This window comes from Alteromonas sp. ABV4_515, from assembly GCF_056160345.1.
Map to the genome: position 1 here is coordinate 19193 of NZ_JBSWWZ010000010.1, position 21376 is coordinate 40568.

A 21376-nucleotide genomic window follows, 5' to 3' on the forward strand; every position below is an offset into this window, starting at 1 on the left:
GAACGCCAACGAATCGGAACGAGGTATCAGGAGAATTTATGAGCGAGCCAGCACCTAAGCAGGAAGAAAAGAAATATACGATATTGTTCGTCGATGATGAGCCGAATATTCTTCGTGCGCTGAAGCGTGCTCTGTTCAAAATGAATATTAATATGCTGCTGGCAGACAGCGGCAAGAAAGCCCTCGAACTGCTAGAAAGCAATACGGTGCATGTTGTGGTTTCTGACATGAAGATGCCTCACATGTCTGGCGCTGAACTGCTGGAACAAGTCGCCAAACTCTACCCCGATACATTCCGTGTCGTGTTAACGGGCTTCGCTGATATCGATTCGACCATAAAAGCGGTGAACCAGGGCAAGATCCATCGTTATCTGCAAAAACCCTGGGATAACCAGGAGCTCATGAACACCCTCGAGGAAGGTCTCGAGCGGGTTAAGTTGAAAGACGAAAATGCCCGTTTGCAAAAATTAACGCGCCTACAAAACAAGAAACTGAAAGACATTAATAGTCATCTTGAGCAAACGGTGGTTAAACGGACCAAGCAAATAAAGCTGGCTTTACAGCGCATCGAGAAACACAACCTGGCAATTGAACAGGTGCTGTTTAACGTTATCAGTATTAACCCGGATATCGACGGTAAGTTTGCCATTGAGGTTAGTGAATTGGCCACGCTTCTGGCCAAGCGTTCAGGATTACCACCAGAAGAAATCAAACTTGTACGCTATGCGTGCCTGATAGGTGAACTGGGTTGTTTAGGGTTGAAACCCGCCGACTATGCCACGCCGTTCAGTAAAATGAATTACGAGCAACAGAAGAACTTTCTCACGCAAACCCGGCAGGCAGCAACCATACTCGCCCCGGCTCAGCACATGCAGCCAATTTCGGACATTCTTGAGTTTCAGTTTGAGCATTACAACGGCTCAGGCCTTTATAACAAAGTGGCGAAGGAAATTCCCGTGGGCGCGCGCATTTTGGCGATTAGTCGTGACTATTGGCGTTGTGTTACCGGCAGACTCACTGAAAAGCATATGACGCCAAACGAAGCGAAACAAGAACTGAAGAAGCACCGCAATACCCGCTACGATGCCACGTTTCTGGATGTATTGCTGGAATCGCCGGAAATTGGAATGCCGAAGCATATCGACAACATGCTAAGTGCTAACGATCTTGAACCTGGCATGGTACTGGCGGCAAACCTGTATAACGATAGCCATATTTTAATACTGCCAGAAGGCCACGTATTTACCGATTCAACTATCGCCAAAATGCGTTCGTATGAAGAAGATCATGGCAAGCATTTTGAGATCACAGTGAAGCCTCAACAACCAGAGTCTCAACCTGAAGAAAGCGAGTCGTCTGAAGCGGAAGAAGAAACGTTGTAGTTTTAGCGTGCTGACAACTTATTCAACGTAAAGCGGGAAACTAATAACAAACTCTGTGCCCTGATTAATTTCGCTTTCCACGGTAACCGTTGCATTATGGGTTTGCAAAATGCCCGCAGAAATCGATAAACCTAGTCCTGTGCCTTCACCGGTTGGCTTAGTGGTAAAGAACGGCAAAAAGATTTTCTGCTGCGTTACCTTATCCATTCCCAACCCAGTGTCTTTAAATTTCAGTAACAGCCGGTTTGCAGTACTACTGATATCGATGGTGAGTGTGCCGCCGGTGGGCATCGCATGAGCCGCATTGATCATCATGTTCATCACCACCTGCTCAAGCTGAGAAGCATCCCCCACGCAAAAGGGTCTGTCGGTTCGGCAATTCACCACCACCTGGTGATTGTTATCGAAGCGGGTTTTAGTGAGTTTTACACAACGCTCCACCACGTCGGTAAGGGTAATCGGCAGCAACGTACCATTACCTTTGCGTGAGAAGGCATATAAATCGGAAACGATATCGCGAATACGATCGATGCCCGATACATTGCTGTTCACAATCTCATGAGCATCTTCGATGAGAAAATCGAGGTCGAATTTTTCCACGATCTCCGTTATCAGGTTGCCCCATTCTTCGTTAGTTTTCGCAGAGGATTTCAGTTCCTTGAACAAACTGTCAAAGGTATCGACGTAATCTACCAGGGTTTCAAGATTCGAACGGATGAAACCAATAGGATTATTCACTTCATGGGCAATACCAGCCGTAAGCTTACCTAATTCAGACATCTTCTCAGCCTGAACAAGCTGCGACATGGTTTCTGCCATGCCGCGGGTCATTTCTTCAATGCGGGTTTGCGCGCTATTGAGTAACACGCCCTGCCGACATTGGGTTACCCCATTTTGCAACCAAGGCACGATGCTACTGACATCTTTAAGTGTGGTTTCATCAAGTGGCGCATCTAATCCAAAAATCAGCCAGGTTTCAGGGTGCCCCTGATCCTGCAAACGAATACAAACAAACGGCTCTTCATTGCTGGAATACAGAAAATAACGGGAAGGATCGGCTTCGTATGCTTGATTAGCCTGCACGCATAATTTGTCTACCCGTTCTTCACTAGCTTGCCAGTTATCATCACGATAAACACGGAGCGATGACACCAGAGACAACTCTTCATACCAGAATGGCGTGTAAAAGCCGCAACCGGCCTGAAAATAATTTAGCAGATGTTCTACGTAGCTATCGAGTAACTCGTGCAGCGAGGGCGCTGCGCAAATAGTGTCTCCTATCTGCTGTCTGAGTAGATGGGTCTGCAAATTATCGTTCATATGCTGTCCTGGGCGTTACGGCTAAAATCCAAATAGGCTTTATTTGTTGTTACTTCGTAGTGTAGACAGTCGCCGCGTTTTGAGCGAAGAAAAGTTTCATGCAAGAATAACCATAAACCCAAATCAGGCAAAATAATTATGGAAACCTTTGATTATATCTGTATCGGTGGCGGTAGCGGCGGAATCGCTTCGGCAAACCGGGCAGCTAAACACGGCAAGAAAGTCGCACTTATAGAAGGGGCTGACATTGGCGGTACCTGCGTGAACGTAGGCTGCGTTCCGAAAAAAGCCATGTGGTTCGGTGCGAATGTGGCGGAAGCCATTCACAAGTACGGCCCTGACTATGGCTTTGATGTCACCGTTAATAACTACAGTTGGGAAGTGATGGTGGCCAACCGCCAAGCGTACATTGAGCGCATCCATGCTTCCTATGATCGCGTACTTGGCGCCAACGATATTACCGTTATCAAAGGCTTTGCCCGCTTTGTTGATGACCATACCATTGAAGTTGATGGCAAACAGTACACCGCAGAACATATCACCATTGCCGTTGGTGGTCGTCCTCGCTTCCCGGATATTCCCGGGGCAGAACTAGGAATCGACTCTGACGGTTTCTTTGCTTTGCAAACCCAGCCCAAACGGGCGGTGGTCGTAGGTGCTGGCTACATCGGCGTGGAACTGGCGGGCGTACTGCATTCACTGGGCACAAAAACCGATTTGGTGATCCGTCACGGTCAGCCGCTTCGTCATTTCGACCCCATGATTGCTGAAACACTCACTGAAATTATCGACAGCGAAGGCCCTGCCCTGCACAAATTTTCAGAAATTGAAAAGGTGGAAAAACAGGATGACGACTCGCTTAAAGTGACCCTTTCTACCGGTGAAGTCATTGAAACCGATGTGCTTATTTGGGCCATCGGCCGAGTACCTTCCAGCGACAAGCTGGCACTGGAAAACACCGGCATCGACACCGACGAAAAGGGCTTTATCAAAGTCGACAAATTCCAGAGTACTACCGTAGATGGCGTGTACTGTGTGGGCGACGTTACCGGCCATGCAGAGCTTACGCCCGTTGCGATTAAAGCGGGGCGTTTGCTGAGTGAGCGGCTGTTCAATGGCCAGAACGATGCTCATCTGGATTACAATCTTATCCCCACCGTGGTATTCAGTCACCCACCTATCGGTACCGTGGGCATGACCGAACCGGAAGCAGAAGAAGCCTACGGTAAAGAAAACCTGAAGGTATACACCTCATCGTTTGCCGCTATGTATACGGCTGTGACCAAGCACCGTCAGGCTACAAAGATGAAGCTTATTTGTGCCGGTGAAGATGAACGCGTGGTTGGCCTGCATGGCATCGGAATGGGTATGGATGAAATTCTGCAGGGCTTTGCCGTGGCGATGAAGATGGGTGCAACCAAGGCGGACTTCGACAGCTGCATTGCCATTCACCCCACCAGCGCCGAAGAGTTTGTTACGATGACTTGATTCGCGGAACGTTTTAACGCGCAAAGCCGGTTTAGATATAAACCGGCTTTTTTGTTTAGATGAGCGGCGTCACCCCTCCACTTCCTCAACATAATCCCACATTTGCTGTAATTGTTCGCTGAAGCCATTGTTCAGCAGTGGGAAGCGGTGGAAGGTTTTCGGGTCTAGCGAGACCTGTTCAATGTGGAATCCGGCACGGGTGCCGTAGCGTTTCCACGGATTACGGCAGAACAGTCTGAACCAGCGTTCCACATAAGCAGCCAACTGGCGCATGTCGTGCTCTTTATCGAAGCCGTTGAGCATCAGTTCTACCAGAATGCTCTTTGGCCACATCTGGCGGGCCAAATAGCAATCCATAATGAAGTCGCATACCACGTAAGGCATCAGATCCGCTTCATCAGTCTGCTCTTCCGGGCGCAGTTCCGCCGTGGGTTGCTGTACGTTCACGCGGTGCATTTCTTTCAGCTGATGGCGGGCGCTTTTACCATCAACAGACAATGGCAAACCTACTTCTTCAAGCCAGCGGTTGACCTTGCGGATAGTGGTTTTGTTGATACCGGCAATCACAGAGATCACACCAGAGGTATCACCATCCATTGTCGCGTAACCCAGTGCTGATTCAGACAAGTTAGAAGTCGCAATCAGCAATTTGTTCTCACGGTTCGCCAGCATCCACACACCCGGACTACGACTGCGGGCCTGAATGTTCTGCATGGCAATGTCATCGGTTTTCCAGCTCAGCGGACGATCAGGATACAGGCCGTTCACCAGTGAATGATACTGCTGTACTACCGGTTCAATGTTCCAGCTGTGGAAAGTGGCACCGATTTCCTCTGCCAGATACTTCGCCGCATTGAACGTAGTTTCCGATGAGTTATCCGTGCCTTGATACAAACACAGTAACACCTTCGGCATGGCCTTTTCTTTCAGCCAGGCAATTTTGTCTTCGCCCGGCGCGATAGCGTCGATTTTCGCAGCTAACCCTTTCGGCAAAGTCGCCAGGTAATCGTGTACGCCGAGTTGCTCCAGCGCCACAAAATGCGACACATACACCGAGGCTGCCACCAGCGCAGAATCCGCACCGCCGGACAAACTCACCACGTAACCGTCGGTATGGGTGCGCGTAGTCCAGTCCCACAGGCCGTTGCCAAGCGCATAGCAAATTTCGGTAAAAGCGTAGTCGTCGCCGCTGAGGGTATCCCAGAACACCGGCAATTCGTCTTTGGCGGAATCTACGCGGTCGTTACTGCGAGCAGCCAGCACGGCATCGTTAGGCAGGGTAAGTGACAGTTCGATATCCACCACATTGGTGTCGTCGATATCGATGGTTTCAGAGCTTATCACGCGGGATACACGGTTGGCGCTCACGTTCACCAGGGTTTGGTTCATCACCACATCGCGCACATTGAAGCGGTCGCCGCGGGAAACGATTTTTCCTTCCGACGCAATCAGGGAGCCGCCATCGAAAATGCTGGTGCCGTTTTCGGTACCGGCTAAATTCGCGTAGGCATACACCACACCAAAGGCACGTGAGCCTTCTTTAATAAACTGTTCACGGATGAAGTTTTTGCCCACGGCAAAATGAGAGGCGCTGGGATTTAAAAGCACATCTACATTACGATGATAGAGATCACGGCCGGGGCGATTTGCCACCCAGGCATCCTCACAGGTTTCTACGCCAATTCGCAGGCCACCGGCATTCACTACCACATCACCAAATGGCACATTAAACGTTGGATGGTTTACTACCCTGCCCCGCGGCCAAGCTTCGAACCAGCGCGGTTCATAGTGCAGGCCGTTTCGGGCCAGATATTGTTTGCAGGCAAAGCCATGCAGGCCGTCGGCACTGATAAACGCCGTGGTGTTATACACCTGACCGCCGGGAAACATAACCGGCATGCCCATAGCAATAAGCATGTTGTCGGCGTGCTCGCGCTCGTGGGCCAGTGCCTGATAGCCAGCCAATACATCGTTCAGTGCGGCTTCGGCTGCCTGATTAAATTCCTGGTAGCTGAAGTTGTCTTCACACCCGTAACCGGTGAGCGCCAACTCTGGCATTAGCAGAATGTTGATGTGCGCATCCAGTCCACGCTCGATGGCGGTAAGGATTCGGGAAACATTGCCCTTAAAATCAAAAGGGATCTGGCGCAGCGCCGCTGTACCAATTCGGGTGTAATTTGCCATAAAACTCTTATGCCCAGTTCACTTCAAATACCTTTTTCAGGTAGCTAACAAATTCAGGATCTTCGCAAAGGTTCTTGCCCGGCGCGTCAGAGATTTTCGCCACCGGCTTACCGTTCACCCGCACCAGTTTCATCACAATATTCAGTGGGTTTACACCACGCACGTCGTTAGACAAGAAGGTGCCAATACCGAAGGATGTCTTTATGCGACCGCGGAAACGCAAGAACAACGACACCATGGTTTCGAAATCCAGCCCGTCACTGAAAATGATGGTTTTGGTTTTCGGATCAATGTTAAGGTTTTCATACATGCGAATCGCCTTTTCACCGAATTCTATCGGATCACCGGAGTCATGTCTCAGGCCATCGAACAGTTTTGCGAAGTAGAGGTCGAAATCACGCACAAAGGCATCCATACCAATTGTGTCAGTAAGGGCATATCCTAGCTGACCGCGAAACTCTTTTACCCAGGTTTCCAGCGTGTGCTTTTGGGAATTCACCAATTGCACGCCCACCTGCTGTGACAGCATAAAGATTTCATGGGCCATAGTGCCGATGGGCGATATGTCGAACTCCTTGGCGAGGTGCATATTTGAGGTACCCACGAACACCTCAGGGATCATGCTTTTCAGCATATCTACTACAGTAAGTTGCGCTTCATAACTGAAACGTCTGCGAGTGCCAAATTCGGCAATTTGTAGTCCGGTAAGATCGTGCTTTTCATGCTGTTCCTTCAGCCATTTTAGCTTATCAAACAAAGGCTGGCGCACGTCTTCGTAAGTTTTATCGGGATAGTTACGGCGGTTAAAGACCTCGGCCACCGTGGACAGCACGGGCATTTCGAAATTATGCACATGCATCAATGGCCCTTTTGCGCGAATAGACAATTGACCGTCTTCTTCGCCAATCTGCAGAAACCGAGATTGATAAGACCACATTCTCACCCATTCAATGAAGTCTTTGGTGTACCACGGAATGCTTTCCAGCCAGCTAATTTGATCTGGGGTGAAGCGCAAGCCATCAAGCTTTTCTAACTCTTGCTGGATTTCACCACGATAGGGCCGCAAATCAATATCACTTCGTACAACGAACCGGTATTCAACGTCTTCAACGTAGGGATACTGGTGCATGAAGCACTGCCACATGTTCATTTTATAAAAGTCGTTATCCAACGCAGAAAAATTCAAATGTTCCTTGAATAATGAATTGCGGGACATGGGTTTGTTCCTTAAGGGATTATGCAACAATGGCTTTTTTGACATCGTCGATGGTGTCGGCGATGACAACTCCTGATTCCTGAAGTGATTGAATTTGCGCTTGGGTACCATCCGGAGCGATGCCGCGACAGGCATCTAAATGCAGAATAACCTTAAAACGCCCTGTTTGTTGTAACTGTCGTGCGGTAGTGGCGACACAGAAGTCGGTTGCCAGGCCACCCACAATAATAATGGTCACGTCGTTACAGCGAAGAAATTCTATTACGCCGGTAGACAGTTTTTCGGCCAAATCGTGATAACACGCGCCATAGGGATGAAGATCGGGGGCCACACCTTTCCATACGAAAAAATCATACTCAGTGGGTGCAGGCAAACCATCGAGTAATTCAAAACCCTTGGTGCCCGGCTTGCAGTGCATCTTAAACGTGGTGTCGGTATTGGCGTAATCCAGCGGTTTGAACTGGTCTTCATCGGCATCCACTTTAAACAGCGCGGCGTCGCAGTGGGAATCGCTGGAGCCTATCAAATAGTCTGCCAACGCATTCTGCGCCAACAGTGCCGGCACAATTTCGTCACCACCCGGTACCGGGAGTTCATCGGGGCATAGCGGGGTAAATCCTTTTTGCGGATCTACGTTAATCGATGCGATCTTCATAAACAGTCTCCTTTCGACAAAACGAGTATTCTATCAATACCCTTTAAAGTCAATTAATTTTTGAACATTAATTCGGCTCACCGCTTTATCCCATATATTAATTATTGCGTCGCAAGCAATCTCTGAAATTCGCGGTTGCCTGTCTGCGATTAAACAAGTATCTTTTAAATACTCATTAGAAAGGGCTTTATATGAAAACCGCCGTATTTGGTTCCGCGTTCAATCCACCTACCCGAGGGCACCTCGATGCCATTGAGTATGTGCTGGACCACGATAATAATTTTGAACAGGTGCTGTTAATTCCGTCTTACCAGCATGCGTTTGCTAAATCGATGATTGATTACAACCATCGGGTGGCACTGCTACAGGTGTTTGTCGATGATATTGCTGATAAGCGGGTAAGGGCCTACCCGGTGGAGCACCTGATTGCTAGTGATGGCAAGCCGGTGTACACCTTTGATGTGCTTTCTCATTTGGAAAATACGGAATTTGGCGACAATCAGCTTAGTTTCGTGATGGGCCCGGATAATCAGGCCAACTGGTCGAAGTTTTACAAGGCCGAAGAAATCGAACAGCGCTGGGGCGTTTTTGTGGTTCCAGAGCGCAAGGCTATCCGCTCTACATTGGTGAGAGACGCACTGAGCACAAGCCAACCGATAGACCACTTAGTGACGCCTTCTGTGGCCGCCTATTTGCGGGAGCAAAAGCTCTATGACTAAGCGCAGCTATCCCACACCCGTGTGCACCATCGATGCGGTGTTGTTTCGAATTTATAACGAAATGCTGCAGGTCGGGCTTATCCGCCGTCCCGCCGACGCCCGGGTATATGCCAATGTGCTCGCTTTACCCGGAGGCTTCGTGCACACAGATACCGATCAGAACCTTAACGATACATTGCTCAGAAACCTTAAAGAGAAGGTCGCGCTATCGCCAGCTTATATCGCCAAGCTGGAATTCGAGGGCAATATGAGCCGCGATCCGGAAGGCTGGAGCATCACCTGCCCCTATCTTTGTCTTATAGACGAATCGGCTTCATGTAGCGAACAGGTTTGCTGGATGCCAGTGACTGATTTTCTTGGCGAATCACCGTCGGTTAATCTGCCCTTCGACCACCAGCAACTGATTCAGAAAGCATTTCACCGGTTGTATCACCGCGCCAAGTACAGCACCGAACCGAACTATTTTTTTCGCGAACCGTTTACCCTTTCGGAATTACAAACGGTGTATGAAATTGTGCTGGGTAAACCATTGCATAAAAAGAACTTCCGAGACCGCATCGAGGAAAGCGATTCAGTAGAAGAAACCGGCGAAAGTAAAATTGTAAAACGCAGCAGAGCAAAGCTTTATACGCATAAGCAACCGCAGAAACCGCACTTCTTCTCCAGAGTATTACAGGGTGCATTAGACTAGCTCGCACTGTGTTGAGCCGTCTCGATTATTTTCTCTGATTGATTTTCAAGATTATTGATATCGATTAACCCTGTTATCTTTATTGGGCGATACTATTCATACTTCACTGCATCGTTAAGCACTCAAGAGAAGACACATGAAAATCGACAATATCGTATTAGCCCTGCTTTTTACATTGGCACTGGCTGTCACATTCGCACTTACTGCCAATGTGGCTATCAGCCTGTTTGCAGGCGCATTACTGGTGGGTTTTCAGCTTGCGATGAACTGGGTAATTGCCGATATTTCTGAGTCTTTTACTTCCTGGTAAGTCTCGTTTTCTTTCCGGCGTTCACGAACAAATACGATGAACGCCCTCCCCCAACAAACCACTACCTTTGCCAAAACGTTGCCCCCTGACGTATTCTTGAATTTACCGCAGTGAGCTAACTAGTGCCGTGAAAAAGGCGAAATGGCGAATAACGCGAACCGGCAGTGAAGTGTTACGTGTTGTGACTCGGAAACACGCCGTGAATACATCCATGTAGGCTCGGCAACCGCATCCCTGCGGTTGACGGTTTCCTCGCCACAGCACTTCACACTTCGCCTGTTCGCGCTATTCGCTCGTGCTGGGCACTGCAGGGTGCCGCGGCGCGAGGGCTGGAGTGACATGCAACCGAAACTGTCTGCCGCAGGGATGCGGCAGTCAAGGCCCCAGGGATGGGTTCACGCCGTGTTTCGGTTGCTTGTCATGGAAGGCTTCGGCCGCGGCGCCCTTCGCAGTTTATTGGCGGTGGCGGTAATAACTAAAACAAATGATAAGATCCTCAGGGGAACACAATGTTAAAAACCTCACGACATGCTCTGGCTGTGGCCATGAGTTTGCTGCTGGGCAGCACCGCAGCACTGGCTGAAACAGAGAAATCAGACAAAGAAAGTTGGGACGTGCTAAACCCGCCGTTCAAACTGAACAGCGTTGAAATCAACACCAATGAAACCTCATGGTCGAGCCTGGATGTTGCGCCGGACGGTAAATACATGGTGTTCGACATGCTAGGTGACATCTACAAGGTAGATTTAAAAGGCGGTCAGGCGACACCACTGACTCAGGATTTTGCCTGGAACCTGCATCCGACCATTTCTCCAGACGGCACACAAATCGCGTTTATTTCTGACCGTGGCGGTTTATCTAACGTTTGGGTGATGGACATCAACGGCGATAACCTTCGTCAGGTGACCAAAGAAAAGAAAAACCTGATCCATTCACCTAAGTGGAGCCCGGATGGACAATACATTGTTGCCACCAAAGGCATTATGTCGAGCCGCAGTATTCCTGCCGGTGAAATCTGGATGTATCACATTGCCGGTGGCGATGGCCTGCAAATTAAAGCTCGCGAGCACGGCAATGGCGATCAGCAAAACATTACCGACGCGGTATTTTCGCCAGATGGTAATTACCTTTACTACACTCACAATACCGTGCCGGGCGCTGGCTTCGAATACAACCGCGACCCGCTGAAAGGCATCTTCGATATTACCCGCTACGACCGTAAAACCGGTGAAGAAGAAAGCTTCATCGGTGGTGTGGGCGGTGCCATTGTGCCTACACCTTCTCCAGATGGTAAATACGTGGCGTTCATCCGCCGGGTGAAAAACAAATCTGGCCTGTTCCTGAAAGATCTGGAAACCGGTCTGGAAAAACCGCTTACCCTGACACTGGAAAAAGACTTACAAGAAGGCTTTGGTACAGAAGGTTATTACGCCTACTACGACTGGCTGCCAGACAGCTCTGCACTGGTGTACTGGACCGGTGGTAAGTTCCACAAGATTGCCGTTAAAGATGGCAACATCAGCGATATCGATGTGAACGTGAAAGCCACGCTGCAGTATGCCGATGCACTGCGTTTCGACGTGGATGTCGCGCCGGATGAATTCGACGTGAAGATGATTCGCTGGTCGCAGAAATCCCCGGACGGCTCCAGCATCCTGTTCCAGGCGCTGGGTAAGCTGTACGTGAAAGATCTGAAATCAGGTAAAATGAAACGCCTTACGTCGCAGAACGATCACGATGAATACTTCCCACGCTACACCAACGACGGAAAATTTATCGTTTACACCACCTGGAACGATCAGGATTTAGGTGATGTGCGCGTGGTTTCCGCCAAAGGCGGCAAAGGTAAGGTGATCAGCAAGAAGCCGGGCCACTATATCGAGCCAAGCTTTTCACCGGATGGTCGCTACGTGGCATTCCGCAAATTCAACGGCGGCTATCTGCTGGATCCGAAATACTCTGTTGAGCCGGGCATTTACGTAGCCGACCTGAAAAATGATACCGAAATAAAAGTGAGTGATCGTGGTTCCGAGCCGCACTTTGCCGGAAACGATGGCCGTGTGTACTTCACTGAATATGCAGGTGGTTCTGCCTATCCTGAAACCCAGTTCAGCAGTGTAGACATGAACGGCGAAGACAAGCGTACGCATCTGTACGGGGCCGATCAGGTCAGTGAATACCGTTTGTCGCATGATAAGAAATGGGTGGCTTTCACCTATCAGTTTAAAACCTACGTCACGCCGTTTGTTGAGAATGGCAAAAAGGTCACTATCGGCCCGAACATGACGTCTCTGCCGGTAACCCAGCTTTCTGCCCGTGCCGGTGAATACCTGTCCTGGAGCCCGGATAACAAAACCGTTGGTTGGTTCCATGGCCCCAATTACTACGAACGCAGCCTAGACGATGCTTTCACCTTTGTTGGCGGCAAAGAAAAAGAAGCGCTGCCAGATCCACTGGCCGAAGGCATGAGTCTGTCGTTTAAAGCCAAAGCGGATAAACCCACTGGTTACAAAGCGCTAGTTGGCGGTAAAATTGTGACCATGCGCGATGCAGACAATCAGCAGGAAGTGATTGAAAACGGTGTGGTGCTCATTCGCGACAACCGCATTGAAGCCGTTGGCACCATGGATGAGGTTTCCATTCCTGATGAAGCCATGCGCATCGATGCCCGTGGTAAAACCATCATTCCTGGTTTGGTGGATGCCCATGCTCACGGCTCCCAGGGCCGCAACGAAATCATCCCGCAGCAGAACTGGAACCAGTACTCCAACGTGTCGTTTGGTGTGACCACCATTCACGATCCATCCAACGACACTACCGAGATTTTCTCCGCTTCTGAACTGCAGCGTCACGGCGACATCGTTGCGCCCCGTATCTACTCCACCGGCGCCATCCTGTACGGTGCAGAATCGCTGGGCTACAAAGCCATCATCAACAACTATGACGATGCTTACTTCCACGTTCAGCGCTTAAAAGAAGCCGGTGCCATTTCGGTGAAAAGCTATAACCAGCCGCGCCGCGACCAGCGTCAGCAGATTCTGTGGGCGTCTCACGAGCAGCAGATGATGGTGGTGCCGGAAGGTGGCGGTAAGATGCAGCAGAACCTGACCATGCTGGTAGATGGTCACACCGGTCTGGAGCACAGCTTCCCGGTTACCCGTGGCTATGACGACGTAACACAATTATGGTCGGCCACCGAATTCGGCTACACCCCAACCTTTATCGTGTCGTACGGCGGCCTGATGGGTGAAGAATACTGGTACGATCGTACCGAAGTTTGGAAAAACGAGCGCCTGCTGCGCTACGTACCATCCACCATGCTCGACAGCCGTTCTATCCGCCGCCCCACCGCGCCGGACAATCAGTACACCCATCCACAAGTTGCCAAGTACGCCAAAGAACTGCGCGACAAAGGTGTGAGCGTGCACATTGGTGCTCACGGTCAGCGTGAAGGTTTAGGCGCACACTGGGAACTGTGGAGCATGGAACAGGGCGGATTCACCCCATGGGAAGCGCTGCGTGGTGCCACCATCGACGGTGCAACTCACCTGGGTATGGGTAAAGACATCGGCAGTATCGAGAAAGGCAAGCTGGCCGATCTCGTGGTGATTGATGGCGATGTGCTGAGCGACCTGCGCCGCAGTGAGTTTGTGGAATACACTGTACTAAACGGTCGTGTGTATGAAGCCGCTACGATGAACGAAGTAGGCAGTCGTAAAACCCGCAAACGATTCTTCTTCGAAGACAACAACAAGCTGTTTATGCCGGAAGATACCGCAGCGGAAACCGAAGCCAAAGCGCATATGTACCATTGGAAGCATGATTAAACTGAAACCAGTTTAACGAGTGCTAAAAATAAACCGACGTCATGTCGGTTTATTTTTGTATGGGGTTTAAAGAAGCAGGTTTACTTCAAACAACAGTTTTTCAAGGTCCTGCCTTGAATCAATAACCAATAGCAGAATGACAGTCTTAGTTGACTCGTCCACTCTGAAAAAACAATGTTATGGTCATCGACGAGTAGCTGTCGGTACTCGGCCAGCCCTAATGCAAGTAGCCTGTCACTTTGAGGCGCGGAATGTGGATTGTTGGAAAGCTGAGATTGAACTTCAGTGCTAATCGCCCGTTTTGCTTTACGTGCAACGGTTTCACTAAACTTTCTGGTCAAAAATGAATCGAGCTTAGTTAAACTTAGTTTAAAAACGGATGTCGCTTTTATACTGTACTTAGTTGTCATCGAAAACATCGTCGAGATCGAGCAAGCCTGACTGCTTTGCGCTTCTTTCCGATAAATTAATGAGCTTCAACAACGCTAATGTTTGCTGCTGTTCTTCATAGTCTCTAGCATCCTGAATCACAAACTTAGGTTTACCATTCTGCGTGACTAAAATAGGGTTATCCAACTCTAAGTGGTTCGCGTGTTCTTTCATATAAGACACAGTTTGCGTTTTCATTAAAACCCCAATCAGACTAAATATGGTCTTATTATAGTCTGGTCAGCAAAAAACTGAACGATCATTTTTTGTTCAACACTCCGGAACAGGTTCTAAGACGCAGTTTGCAATACCTGTGGCGGCTGTAGCGCCTGAACAACCTCCTCAGGATTTTCGCACACCAGATACACCTCTTTCTGCTTGTCTTCGATACTCGCCATCATGGAATATTGCACCGCTGGCTCACTGAAACGAATGCGCGCATTGGCTGTGTCACCCCGTCCCAGCTGCAGACTTTCATCTATGTCACTTTTGTTCCATCTCCCAGCCTCAACACTTTCAATAGCCGACACCTTGCCGAAAAGCGTGCGATAGAAGCCCGGATTAATGACCAGATCATCACCCTGTATGTAAATAGAAAAGTGTCTTCGCAAACGTACCGCTGCGACCGCTGAAACCGTTCCCCACATAATGAGACTCGACACAATTATCGCCGCCGTCAAACTCCAACTTTCCAGTAACCAATAGGCAATAACTGCAGATGCTGGTACGGAAAGAATGGCCATCATTCCCAATACTGGATTACTCAACCGAGTCATAAGCTTACCGATGACAGGCACATGATTGCGTGAAAACCGCGGAATAGCGTAATACCACGATGCCGGTTCGTGAGACCAGAGCAGCGCAGCCGTGCGCTTACGGTCATCATCAGGAAATTGATTCTGCGCATGAAGCCGAGGGTCGCCCGGTAAATGGCGGGCTTTCCAAAGACTCTTTACCACCATATAAACAATGGCTAGCTCGAGCATAATCAACACCGCAGCTAATGGATAACGAATCCACGCAATAAACTCGAAGTAGGCATCAATCTCGGTAGGAAACGTATACCGCGCCACCAATGCACTCAAGCTGAAACTAATCAGCATTTTCCACAGTTTCTGTTTACCCACCACAATCATGCAATAAAAATACAGTGCGGGCAACGCAACAAAATAGAGTGCAGCAAAGACAATAGTTAGCCATTCATCGGCAGAAGAGGAGATAGATTCAGGCAGCAACTTATAGCCGCACAAATAAACAGCGACCATACAGATAAGATAAACAAAACGATAACGAACCGGCTTCTGCACAGCAAACATCCTTGAACTTTCTTCCGTGAAGTAGCCAGTTTATAGGAAACCCAAAGAGATTAGCAAAACCACAACCGTATCAGAATATTGCAGTTGCCAGTCCCGGCCGCAGCTGGAAAAGGGATTCTGGCTCGGAAACCGTCAACCGCAGGGATGCGGTTGCCGAGCCTCCATGGAAGGATTTACGGCGTGTTTCTGAGTCAGAACCCGTTCCCGCGTAAAGGCCGGGGTCGGCCCCTATCGGTTGCGCCCGTACTGTTCGTGGGACGATACCCAGTCGGAGGATGAGATGGCACTGGCTAATGAAATTTCGCCGGCAAGCGCTACCGCACCAACGATTTCGGCGAACTTATAAACTTTGTTTTTGCCGTAACAGTCCATCAGCTCCAAGCATTCTTTCTGCGTACCAATGCCCGTACCGCCGCCATAGGTGGCCACAATCAGCGAGGGGATTGTCAGCGACACGTAGAGATCGCCGTCTTCTGTGAGTTCGGAATACATGATGCCCGCAGAGGATTCAGATACGTTTGCCACGTCCTGCCCGGTGGCAATAAACATCGCCGTGATACCGTTTGGCGAATGCAGGCCCGTATTGTTCACCCCTGAAAGGAACGACCCTACGCCCGCGACTCTGCCGTGATAATCAATCTGTTTTGGGTCTACTCGCATTACGCTCAACAAGTGCTCGCGCTTAATCGTCGCTTCTGCCGTAACCCGTTTCCCTCGGGTACGCATGATGTTTATCTGCGATGCTTTCTTGTCGGTAGCGAAGTTCGATTCCAGATAGAAGTTTTCAATTCCTTCATAGTTATCCAAAATCCAGCCGCAGGCCGCGAAGGTCGCGCGCCCTACCATATTTTGCCCCGCCGCATCGCCGGTTAGATAATTAAAACGCAGGAAGGCAAACTTGTTCGACAGGAAATGATCGATATAAGTGAGTTTAGCTACAGAAGATGTGGCTTCCGCTTCATCACGAATTTGGTCGATGTTCTCGTTAACCCATTTCACAAAATCACGAGCACCTCGGGCATCACTGAAAATAAAGACCGGAGCCCGCTGCATCGCATCATCAACAACTGTGGCTTTTACCCCGCCCGACATGTTCAACAACTTCATGCCGCGATTATAAGATGCCACCAGCGTGCCTTCAGTAGTAGCCAAGGGTACAACGAACTCGCCCTGCGCATATTCGCCGTTAATTTTGAGCGGACCCGCTACGCCGATAGGCACCTGCGCCACACCAATAAAGTGCTCAATGTTGCCGCGAAGCGTGCCTGGGTCAATAGAATATTTACCAATGTGGTCCACAGGCGCGCCAGTGGCTGAAGCAAAATACTGCTGTCGCTGCTCAATAATTTCCGGGCGATAATCATCGTGAGGGTCGCGGGGAATACCCGCAGGCTTTTCCGCAATCGGAGAGATATTGTCTTCAACGGTAAATTTGAGCTTGCCGAAAGGCGCCGCTTTAAACTCGATCCCTAATTTGAGTTTCTCAGGCCCCGCCTTGGCTTTTACGTCGAGAAAAACCGTTATCACTTCTCGTAGCGGGAATGGCACGTTGCCACTGGCGTTCACTTCTTCAGCACTCAACAGGGTATCAGGCCCCACTTTAAGGGTGATTTTTTCGTTGGCGATGTGCTTTCCATCTAGTGATATCTGCAGGATTTCTTCAAGGTGCGCATCTTTCAGACGATTCTTCAGCATAAAGCACAACCCATCTTCGGTTTTCTGCAAACTGCCATGGGTATACAACTGCTTCAGTAACATGCTGGGAATAAACATTACGGCACCTTCCTTATCTTTTGGTTTTCCTTATTGCCTTTTCTTCTGCAGACGCTTTTTACCTCTGCACCATAACGTTAGTTCACAAGTTTTTCACTTTATATCGAGTATCGCGTTTGCATTCTTTGACCTTTCGCACATCGAAACCACTTGTCGAAAACGGACATGCTTTGACAAATCCGGCCAAAATCCCCCAAAAACAGTGCCCTTAGCGCCCCGGTCCCCGGCAGGAAAGCTGATTTATGCTGAACCGCTTAAATTTTGAACCGTCAGCAGGACGCTGGTGTTTACCGACAGATTGGCCTGATGGTTTGAAAGGGAGGCGTCAAGGATTGTGATGCCAGGGATTCAAAAATCAGTAAGGAAGTGAGCAGGACAATCTGTCGGTACTTTTGAACTTCAGGGAGTATTTATGCAGCAACATTTATTCAGACAGGAGGCCGTAGAATTTCAGTTCGCGGCTAATCAGGGAGAAACATTTGTACTTCCATCATTATCGACCAGGCTGTTGATAATGATCATTTTTGTCTGGGTAATTGCGCTCGGCTGGTACCTGAATACTCAGCAATACAAAACCTTCACCCGAGTCAGTGGTTGGTTGGAAACCACCGCGGGCAGTGTGCTGGTTTACCCTGACAACCTGAGCGGCCGCATCAGCAAACTGATGATAGAAAACGGCGATATTGTTAACGTTGGCGACCCTCTGTTACAAATCGACAGTGGCCAAACCCTTGATAACGGCGAGGCTGTTCACTCAGCTATTCTTAATGAGTACCTATCTCAGCAATCGCGTTTGCAGCAGCAACTTGAAGATCTCACGACCACGCAGCTTTTTAGTCAGCGAAACTTGCGCCAGCGCATTGCCGAGCTCAAAAACGATATTACCCGGCTTTCCCGGCTCACAGACGTGGTGGCAAAACGCGTCAGCCTCGCCCGGGCTTCTGAACAGTCTGTAAAAAAATTATCAGATGCCCAGCTCCTTTCTCAAAGCGATCACCGTAACGCCGCAAGCACCGTGCTCACTCTCGAACAAGAGCGATTAGAGTATCAACGTGAGTATGCCGCCAAAACTGCTCAACTCAATGAGGCTGAGAACGAGTTCGCCCGATTACCGGCACAGCATCGCCAAGAACGGCTCGACATTGAGCACCAGCTCAGCAACCTTAAAAACCAAATTCTGCAATGGGACAGTCAGCATAAGCGGGTAATTACCGCATCGATAAGCGGCCAGGTCACCGATCTTGACACCCAGGTTGGCGAATATATTTCATCTGCCCGCCCGCTACTTTCCATTATTCCCGAAAACGGTCAGCTCCACGGCAAGCTCCTGCTTCCTGCACAAACTGCCGGTCAGGTTGAGCCAGGCCAACCCGTGCGTATCAAGCTCGATGCCTTTCCGTATCAACAATTTGGTGTACTTGAAGGCACGGTTACCCGTGTTGCCGATGACGTAATGTCAGCTGAAACCCGCCAGCGCCAACCCATTGTGCTGAATGAGCCTGCCTATCTTATTGAAGTGCAATTATCGGCGCAAAGCATCGGCACTTTTGGTGAGCTGGCAGCGTTACGCAGCGGTATGACGTTTAGCGCCGATGTGACAACCCGCGAATCCAGCTTTATTGACTGGCTCATGTCGCCACTTCATGCCGTAAAAGGAGCCTGGTGATGAACATTTCTCTTGTATCTTCAAACCCATTTAACGGTTTTTCCAGCCAACCCAAACCAACCGTTGTCTATCAAGCTGAAGCCGCGGAATGTGGCCTTGCCTGCCTGTGCATGATTTTACAGGCACATGGTGACAAGCGGTCGCTAAGGGAGTTACGGCAGCAGTACGGATTATCGATGAAGGGAGCCACGCTAGGCGACTTGATGTCGCTGGCCAGAGAGGTTTCATTGTCTACCCGGCCACTTCGGCTAGAATTGTCATCGCTGGGAGAGCTGCAAACTCCGTGTATTCTGCACTGGGACATGAAACATTTCGTGGTGCTGTCGAAAGTAACCCGCCATGGCATTGTGATTCACGACCCAGCCCAAGGCAAACGCACGCTAAGTTTTGAAGAGGCATCGAAACATTTCACCGGTATCGCCCTCGAAGCCTGGCCAGAGCCCGATTTCGAGCCGGTAAAAGGCGCACCCTCGTTAAGACTTACCACCCTGTTCCAGCAAATTACCGGATTACGCCGCACGCTGCTCATCACGTTTACGATTACGCTGGTGATCCAATGTTTTGCACTATTATCGCCTTACTATATGCAGATTGTGGTTGATGAAGCCCTACCCGCTGGCGCTGATGATTACCTACTCGCCTTAACCCTCGGCTTCGGTCTATTTCTGTGTATCGAATGTGTGGCTTCTTTGCTTCGCCAGCATGTGTTACTGCATTTTACCAGTCGCCTACAATTGCTTATGAGTGCACGGGTTTTCGCTCACCTGTTACGACTGCCGCTCCACTGGTTTCATAGCCGTCACACTGGCGACATTATCTCAAAATTCGGTTCTCTAGCAGCGTTGCGCGACTTTGTCAGCGCTCGCTTCATCACCGTCATCATGGATGGACTTATGGCCACCATCACCCTTGTGGTCATGTTCATCTACGCCCCCACACTCGCCTGTATTGTTATCTGTGCAACCCTGCTATATGCGATCTACCGCATTATCGCCTACCAGTGCGAGCGGCCTCATCATGCGGAAAGACTGGTTCAGGGAGCTAAGGAACAAAGTCACTTTATTGAATCGGTACGCGCTATTCAAACCGTGAAGCAGTTTGATCAGGAAGTACATCGCCACGGTAGCTGGCTCAACAAACTCACGGCATCACTCAATGCGGATATTCGAATTGGTAAGTGGCAGATGCGTAATTCGCTGGCTAAACAATTTGTCAGTGGCGCAGAAAATTTGCTGGTCATTTACTTTGGTGCAGCAATGGCGATGGAAAATGCGTTGACCGTAGGCATGCTCTACGCGTTCATTAGCTATAAAAACCGCTTTGTCACTGCGTTCGAGAGTTTGATCTCTACAGCTCTAGAATGGCGCATGTTGTCACTCCACCTTGAGCGTCTGTCTGATATTGTGCAGTCAGAGCCGCTTCCTTCACTGCCTCAACACATCAACACCGCGTCATCTCAGCTGCCAACACTCACGCTTAATGAAGTGACATTCCGCTACGATAATCAGTCTTCACCGGTTCTCGACGAGGTTTCGCTAGAAGTAGCAGCCGGGGAAGCTATCGCAATTACCGGCAAGAGTGGCAGTGGTAAATCTACGTTACTGAAGTGCATTACTGGCATTAATGCCCCCACTCATGGCGCAGTTACGTTTGGCGGAAACCTGGTAAGCAAAGGTGCACTGAAAGGACGTTCAGCCGCCGTTTATCAGGATGACGCCCTATTAAGTGGTTCGATACTTGAGAACATATCCGGTTACACCGATACCCCAGATATTAAACTCGCCACTGCGGCCGCCCAACTCGCTTGTATTCATCAGGAAATCATCGCCATGCCCATGCAATATCAGACGCTAGTGGGCGACATGGGTAGCACGCTCAGTGGCGGACAAGTACAACGAATCATGCTGGCTCGCGCCCTTTATCAACAACCTGACATTTTGTTTCTCGATGAAGCCAGCAGTCATCTGGATATGGGCAACGAAGCGCAGATCAATAACAACCTCAAGCAGCTTCGGATCACCCGAATCATCATTGCCCACCGACCACAAACAATTGCGCTGGCCGACCGGGTTTTCGAATTACAGCAAGGCAAATTACATCCCGTCGCGGGGCTCGCGACACCTAATCTATCCACCAGCAAGGAGAACCACCATGAATAATGACCATACGATTAATGAGCGCCTGGACCAATTGTCACGTCGTGAACTGCAGGTTGCTTATAAGATTATGGAAGGCCTGCCCAACAAACGTATTGCGTCTCAGCTTTTTATCAGTGAGCGAACGGTAAAGTTTCACTGTGCGAATATTTATCGCAAGCTTGAAATCCGCAACCGCACCAGTTTGATGGCTTCATATTACCGCCAGTTTCATCAACCCTCTCAGCAACCTGAATAAGGGAAA

At 49.6% G+C, this 21376-nt stretch carries 16 protein-coding genes; 9 read left to right on the plus strand and 7 right to left on the minus strand.

Features of this window, described 5'->3' with window-relative positions:
- Positions 1 to 38: 38 nt before the first annotated feature.
- Positions 39 to 1382, plus strand: coding sequence for a response regulator c-di-GMP phosphodiesterase, NosR family (nosR, locus tag ACXAGX_RS19205; protein ID WP_474825154.1), 1344 nt, complete (start codon positions 39 to 41; stop codon positions 1380 to 1382).
- A gap of 18 nt (positions 1383 to 1400) precedes the next feature.
- On the opposite strand, the gene ACXAGX_RS19210 is transcribed toward nosR, so the two are convergent.
- Positions 1401 to 2702, minus strand: a complete 1302-nt coding sequence (locus ACXAGX_RS19210) for a sensor histidine kinase (RefSeq protein ID WP_474825153.1) — start codon at positions 2700 to 2702, stop codon at positions 1401 to 1403.
- Between the two features lie 138 nt (positions 2703 to 2840).
- Here ACXAGX_RS19210 and gorA point away from each other — a divergent pair, with 138 nt between their 5' ends.
- Entirely contained in the window at positions 2841 to 4190 is a 1350-nt protein-coding gene (gorA, locus tag ACXAGX_RS19215) for a glutathione-disulfide reductase (RefSeq protein WP_474840361.1), read from the plus strand.
- A 69-nt stretch (positions 4191 to 4259) separates the two neighbouring features.
- Here the strand turns inward: gorA and nadE are convergent, their stop codons facing one another.
- From nadE to ACXAGX_RS19230, 3 genes are read right to left on the minus strand one after another with little or no spacing between them, the layout of a single operon-like run.
- Positions 4260 to 6374 (minus strand): NAD(+) synthase, encoded by a 2115-nt coding sequence (nadE, locus tag ACXAGX_RS19220; protein ID WP_474840363.1) that lies wholly within the window; start codon positions 6372 to 6374, stop codon positions 4260 to 4262.
- Between the two features lie 7 nt (positions 6375 to 6381).
- Positions 6382 to 7590, minus strand: coding sequence for a nicotinate phosphoribosyltransferase (gene pncB / locus ACXAGX_RS19225; protein WP_474840365.1), 1209 nt, complete (start codon positions 7588 to 7590; stop codon positions 6382 to 6384).
- Positions 7591 to 7609: 19 nt separating this feature from the next.
- The gene (locus ACXAGX_RS19230; protein ID WP_474840367.1) at positions 7610 to 8245 is read right to left on the minus strand and encodes an isochorismatase family protein; all 636 of its coding nucleotides are present in this window, start codon (positions 8243 to 8245) and stop codon (positions 7610 to 7612) included.
- A 191-nt stretch (positions 8246 to 8436) separates the two neighbouring features.
- Between ACXAGX_RS19230 and ACXAGX_RS19235 the strand changes: the two genes are divergently transcribed.
- From ACXAGX_RS19235 to ACXAGX_RS19250, 4 genes are all read left to right on the plus strand, one after another.
- The gene (locus tag ACXAGX_RS19235; RefSeq protein ID WP_474840369.1) at positions 8437 to 8964 is read left to right on the plus strand and encodes a nicotinate-nicotinamide nucleotide adenylyltransferase; all 528 of its coding nucleotides are present in this window, start codon (positions 8437 to 8439) and stop codon (positions 8962 to 8964) included.
- Positions 8957 to 9655, plus strand: a complete 699-nt coding sequence (locus tag ACXAGX_RS19240) for an NUDIX hydrolase (protein WP_474840371.1) — start codon at positions 8957 to 8959, stop codon at positions 9653 to 9655. Before ACXAGX_RS19235 ends, ACXAGX_RS19240 begins: the two co-directional genes overlap by 8 nt.
- Positions 9656 to 9791: 136 nt before the next feature.
- Complete coding sequence (locus ACXAGX_RS19245) at positions 9792 to 9965, plus strand: hypothetical protein (protein ID WP_170826609.1); 174 nt, start codon at positions 9792 to 9794, stop codon at positions 9963 to 9965.
- Positions 9966 to 10474: 509 nt separating this feature from the next.
- Positions 10475 to 13792, plus strand: a complete 3318-nt coding sequence (locus ACXAGX_RS19250; protein ID WP_474840373.1) for an amidohydrolase family protein — start codon at positions 10475 to 10477, stop codon at positions 13790 to 13792.
- Positions 13793 to 14191: 399 nt separating this feature from the next.
- Here ACXAGX_RS19250 and ACXAGX_RS19255 read toward each other — a convergent pair whose 3' ends face one another.
- The 3 genes from ACXAGX_RS19255 to ACXAGX_RS19265 form a co-directional block, all read right to left on the minus strand.
- Positions 14192 to 14419, minus strand: a complete 228-nt coding sequence (locus ACXAGX_RS19255) for a type II toxin-antitoxin system prevent-host-death family antitoxin (protein WP_474825144.1) — start codon at positions 14417 to 14419, stop codon at positions 14192 to 14194.
- Positions 14420 to 14511: 92 nt separating this feature from the next.
- Positions 14512 to 15528 carry a hypothetical protein gene (locus ACXAGX_RS19260; protein WP_474840375.1) on the minus strand — a complete coding sequence of 339 codons (1017 nt, stop codon included), beginning with the start codon at positions 15526 to 15528 and terminating at the stop codon, positions 14512 to 14514.
- A 237-nt stretch (positions 15529 to 15765) separates the two neighbouring features.
- Positions 15766 to 17310, minus strand: a complete 1545-nt coding sequence (locus ACXAGX_RS19265; RefSeq protein WP_474840377.1) for a hydroxymethylglutaryl-CoA reductase — start codon at positions 17308 to 17310, stop codon at positions 15766 to 15768.
- A gap of 412 nt (positions 17311 to 17722) precedes the next feature.
- On the opposite strand from ACXAGX_RS19265, the gene ACXAGX_RS19270 reads away from it, so the two are divergent.
- The 3 genes from ACXAGX_RS19270 to ACXAGX_RS19280 are packed head-to-tail and all read left to right on the plus strand — an operon-like array spanning position 17723 to position 21370.
- Complete coding sequence (locus ACXAGX_RS19270) at positions 17723 to 18976, plus strand: HlyD family secretion protein (RefSeq protein ID WP_474840379.1); 1254 nt, start codon at positions 17723 to 17725, stop codon at positions 18974 to 18976.
- Positions 18976 to 21135 (plus strand): peptidase domain-containing ABC transporter, encoded by a 2160-nt coding sequence (locus tag ACXAGX_RS19275; protein WP_474840381.1) that lies wholly within the window; start codon positions 18976 to 18978, stop codon positions 21133 to 21135. Before ACXAGX_RS19270 ends, ACXAGX_RS19275 begins: the two co-directional genes overlap by 1 nt.
- Positions 21128 to 21370, plus strand: coding sequence for a helix-turn-helix domain-containing protein (locus tag ACXAGX_RS19280; protein WP_070126243.1), 243 nt, complete (start codon positions 21128 to 21130; stop codon positions 21368 to 21370). Before ACXAGX_RS19275 ends, ACXAGX_RS19280 begins: the two co-directional genes overlap by 8 nt.
- The last annotated feature ends 6 nt before the right edge of the window (positions 21371 to 21376 follow it).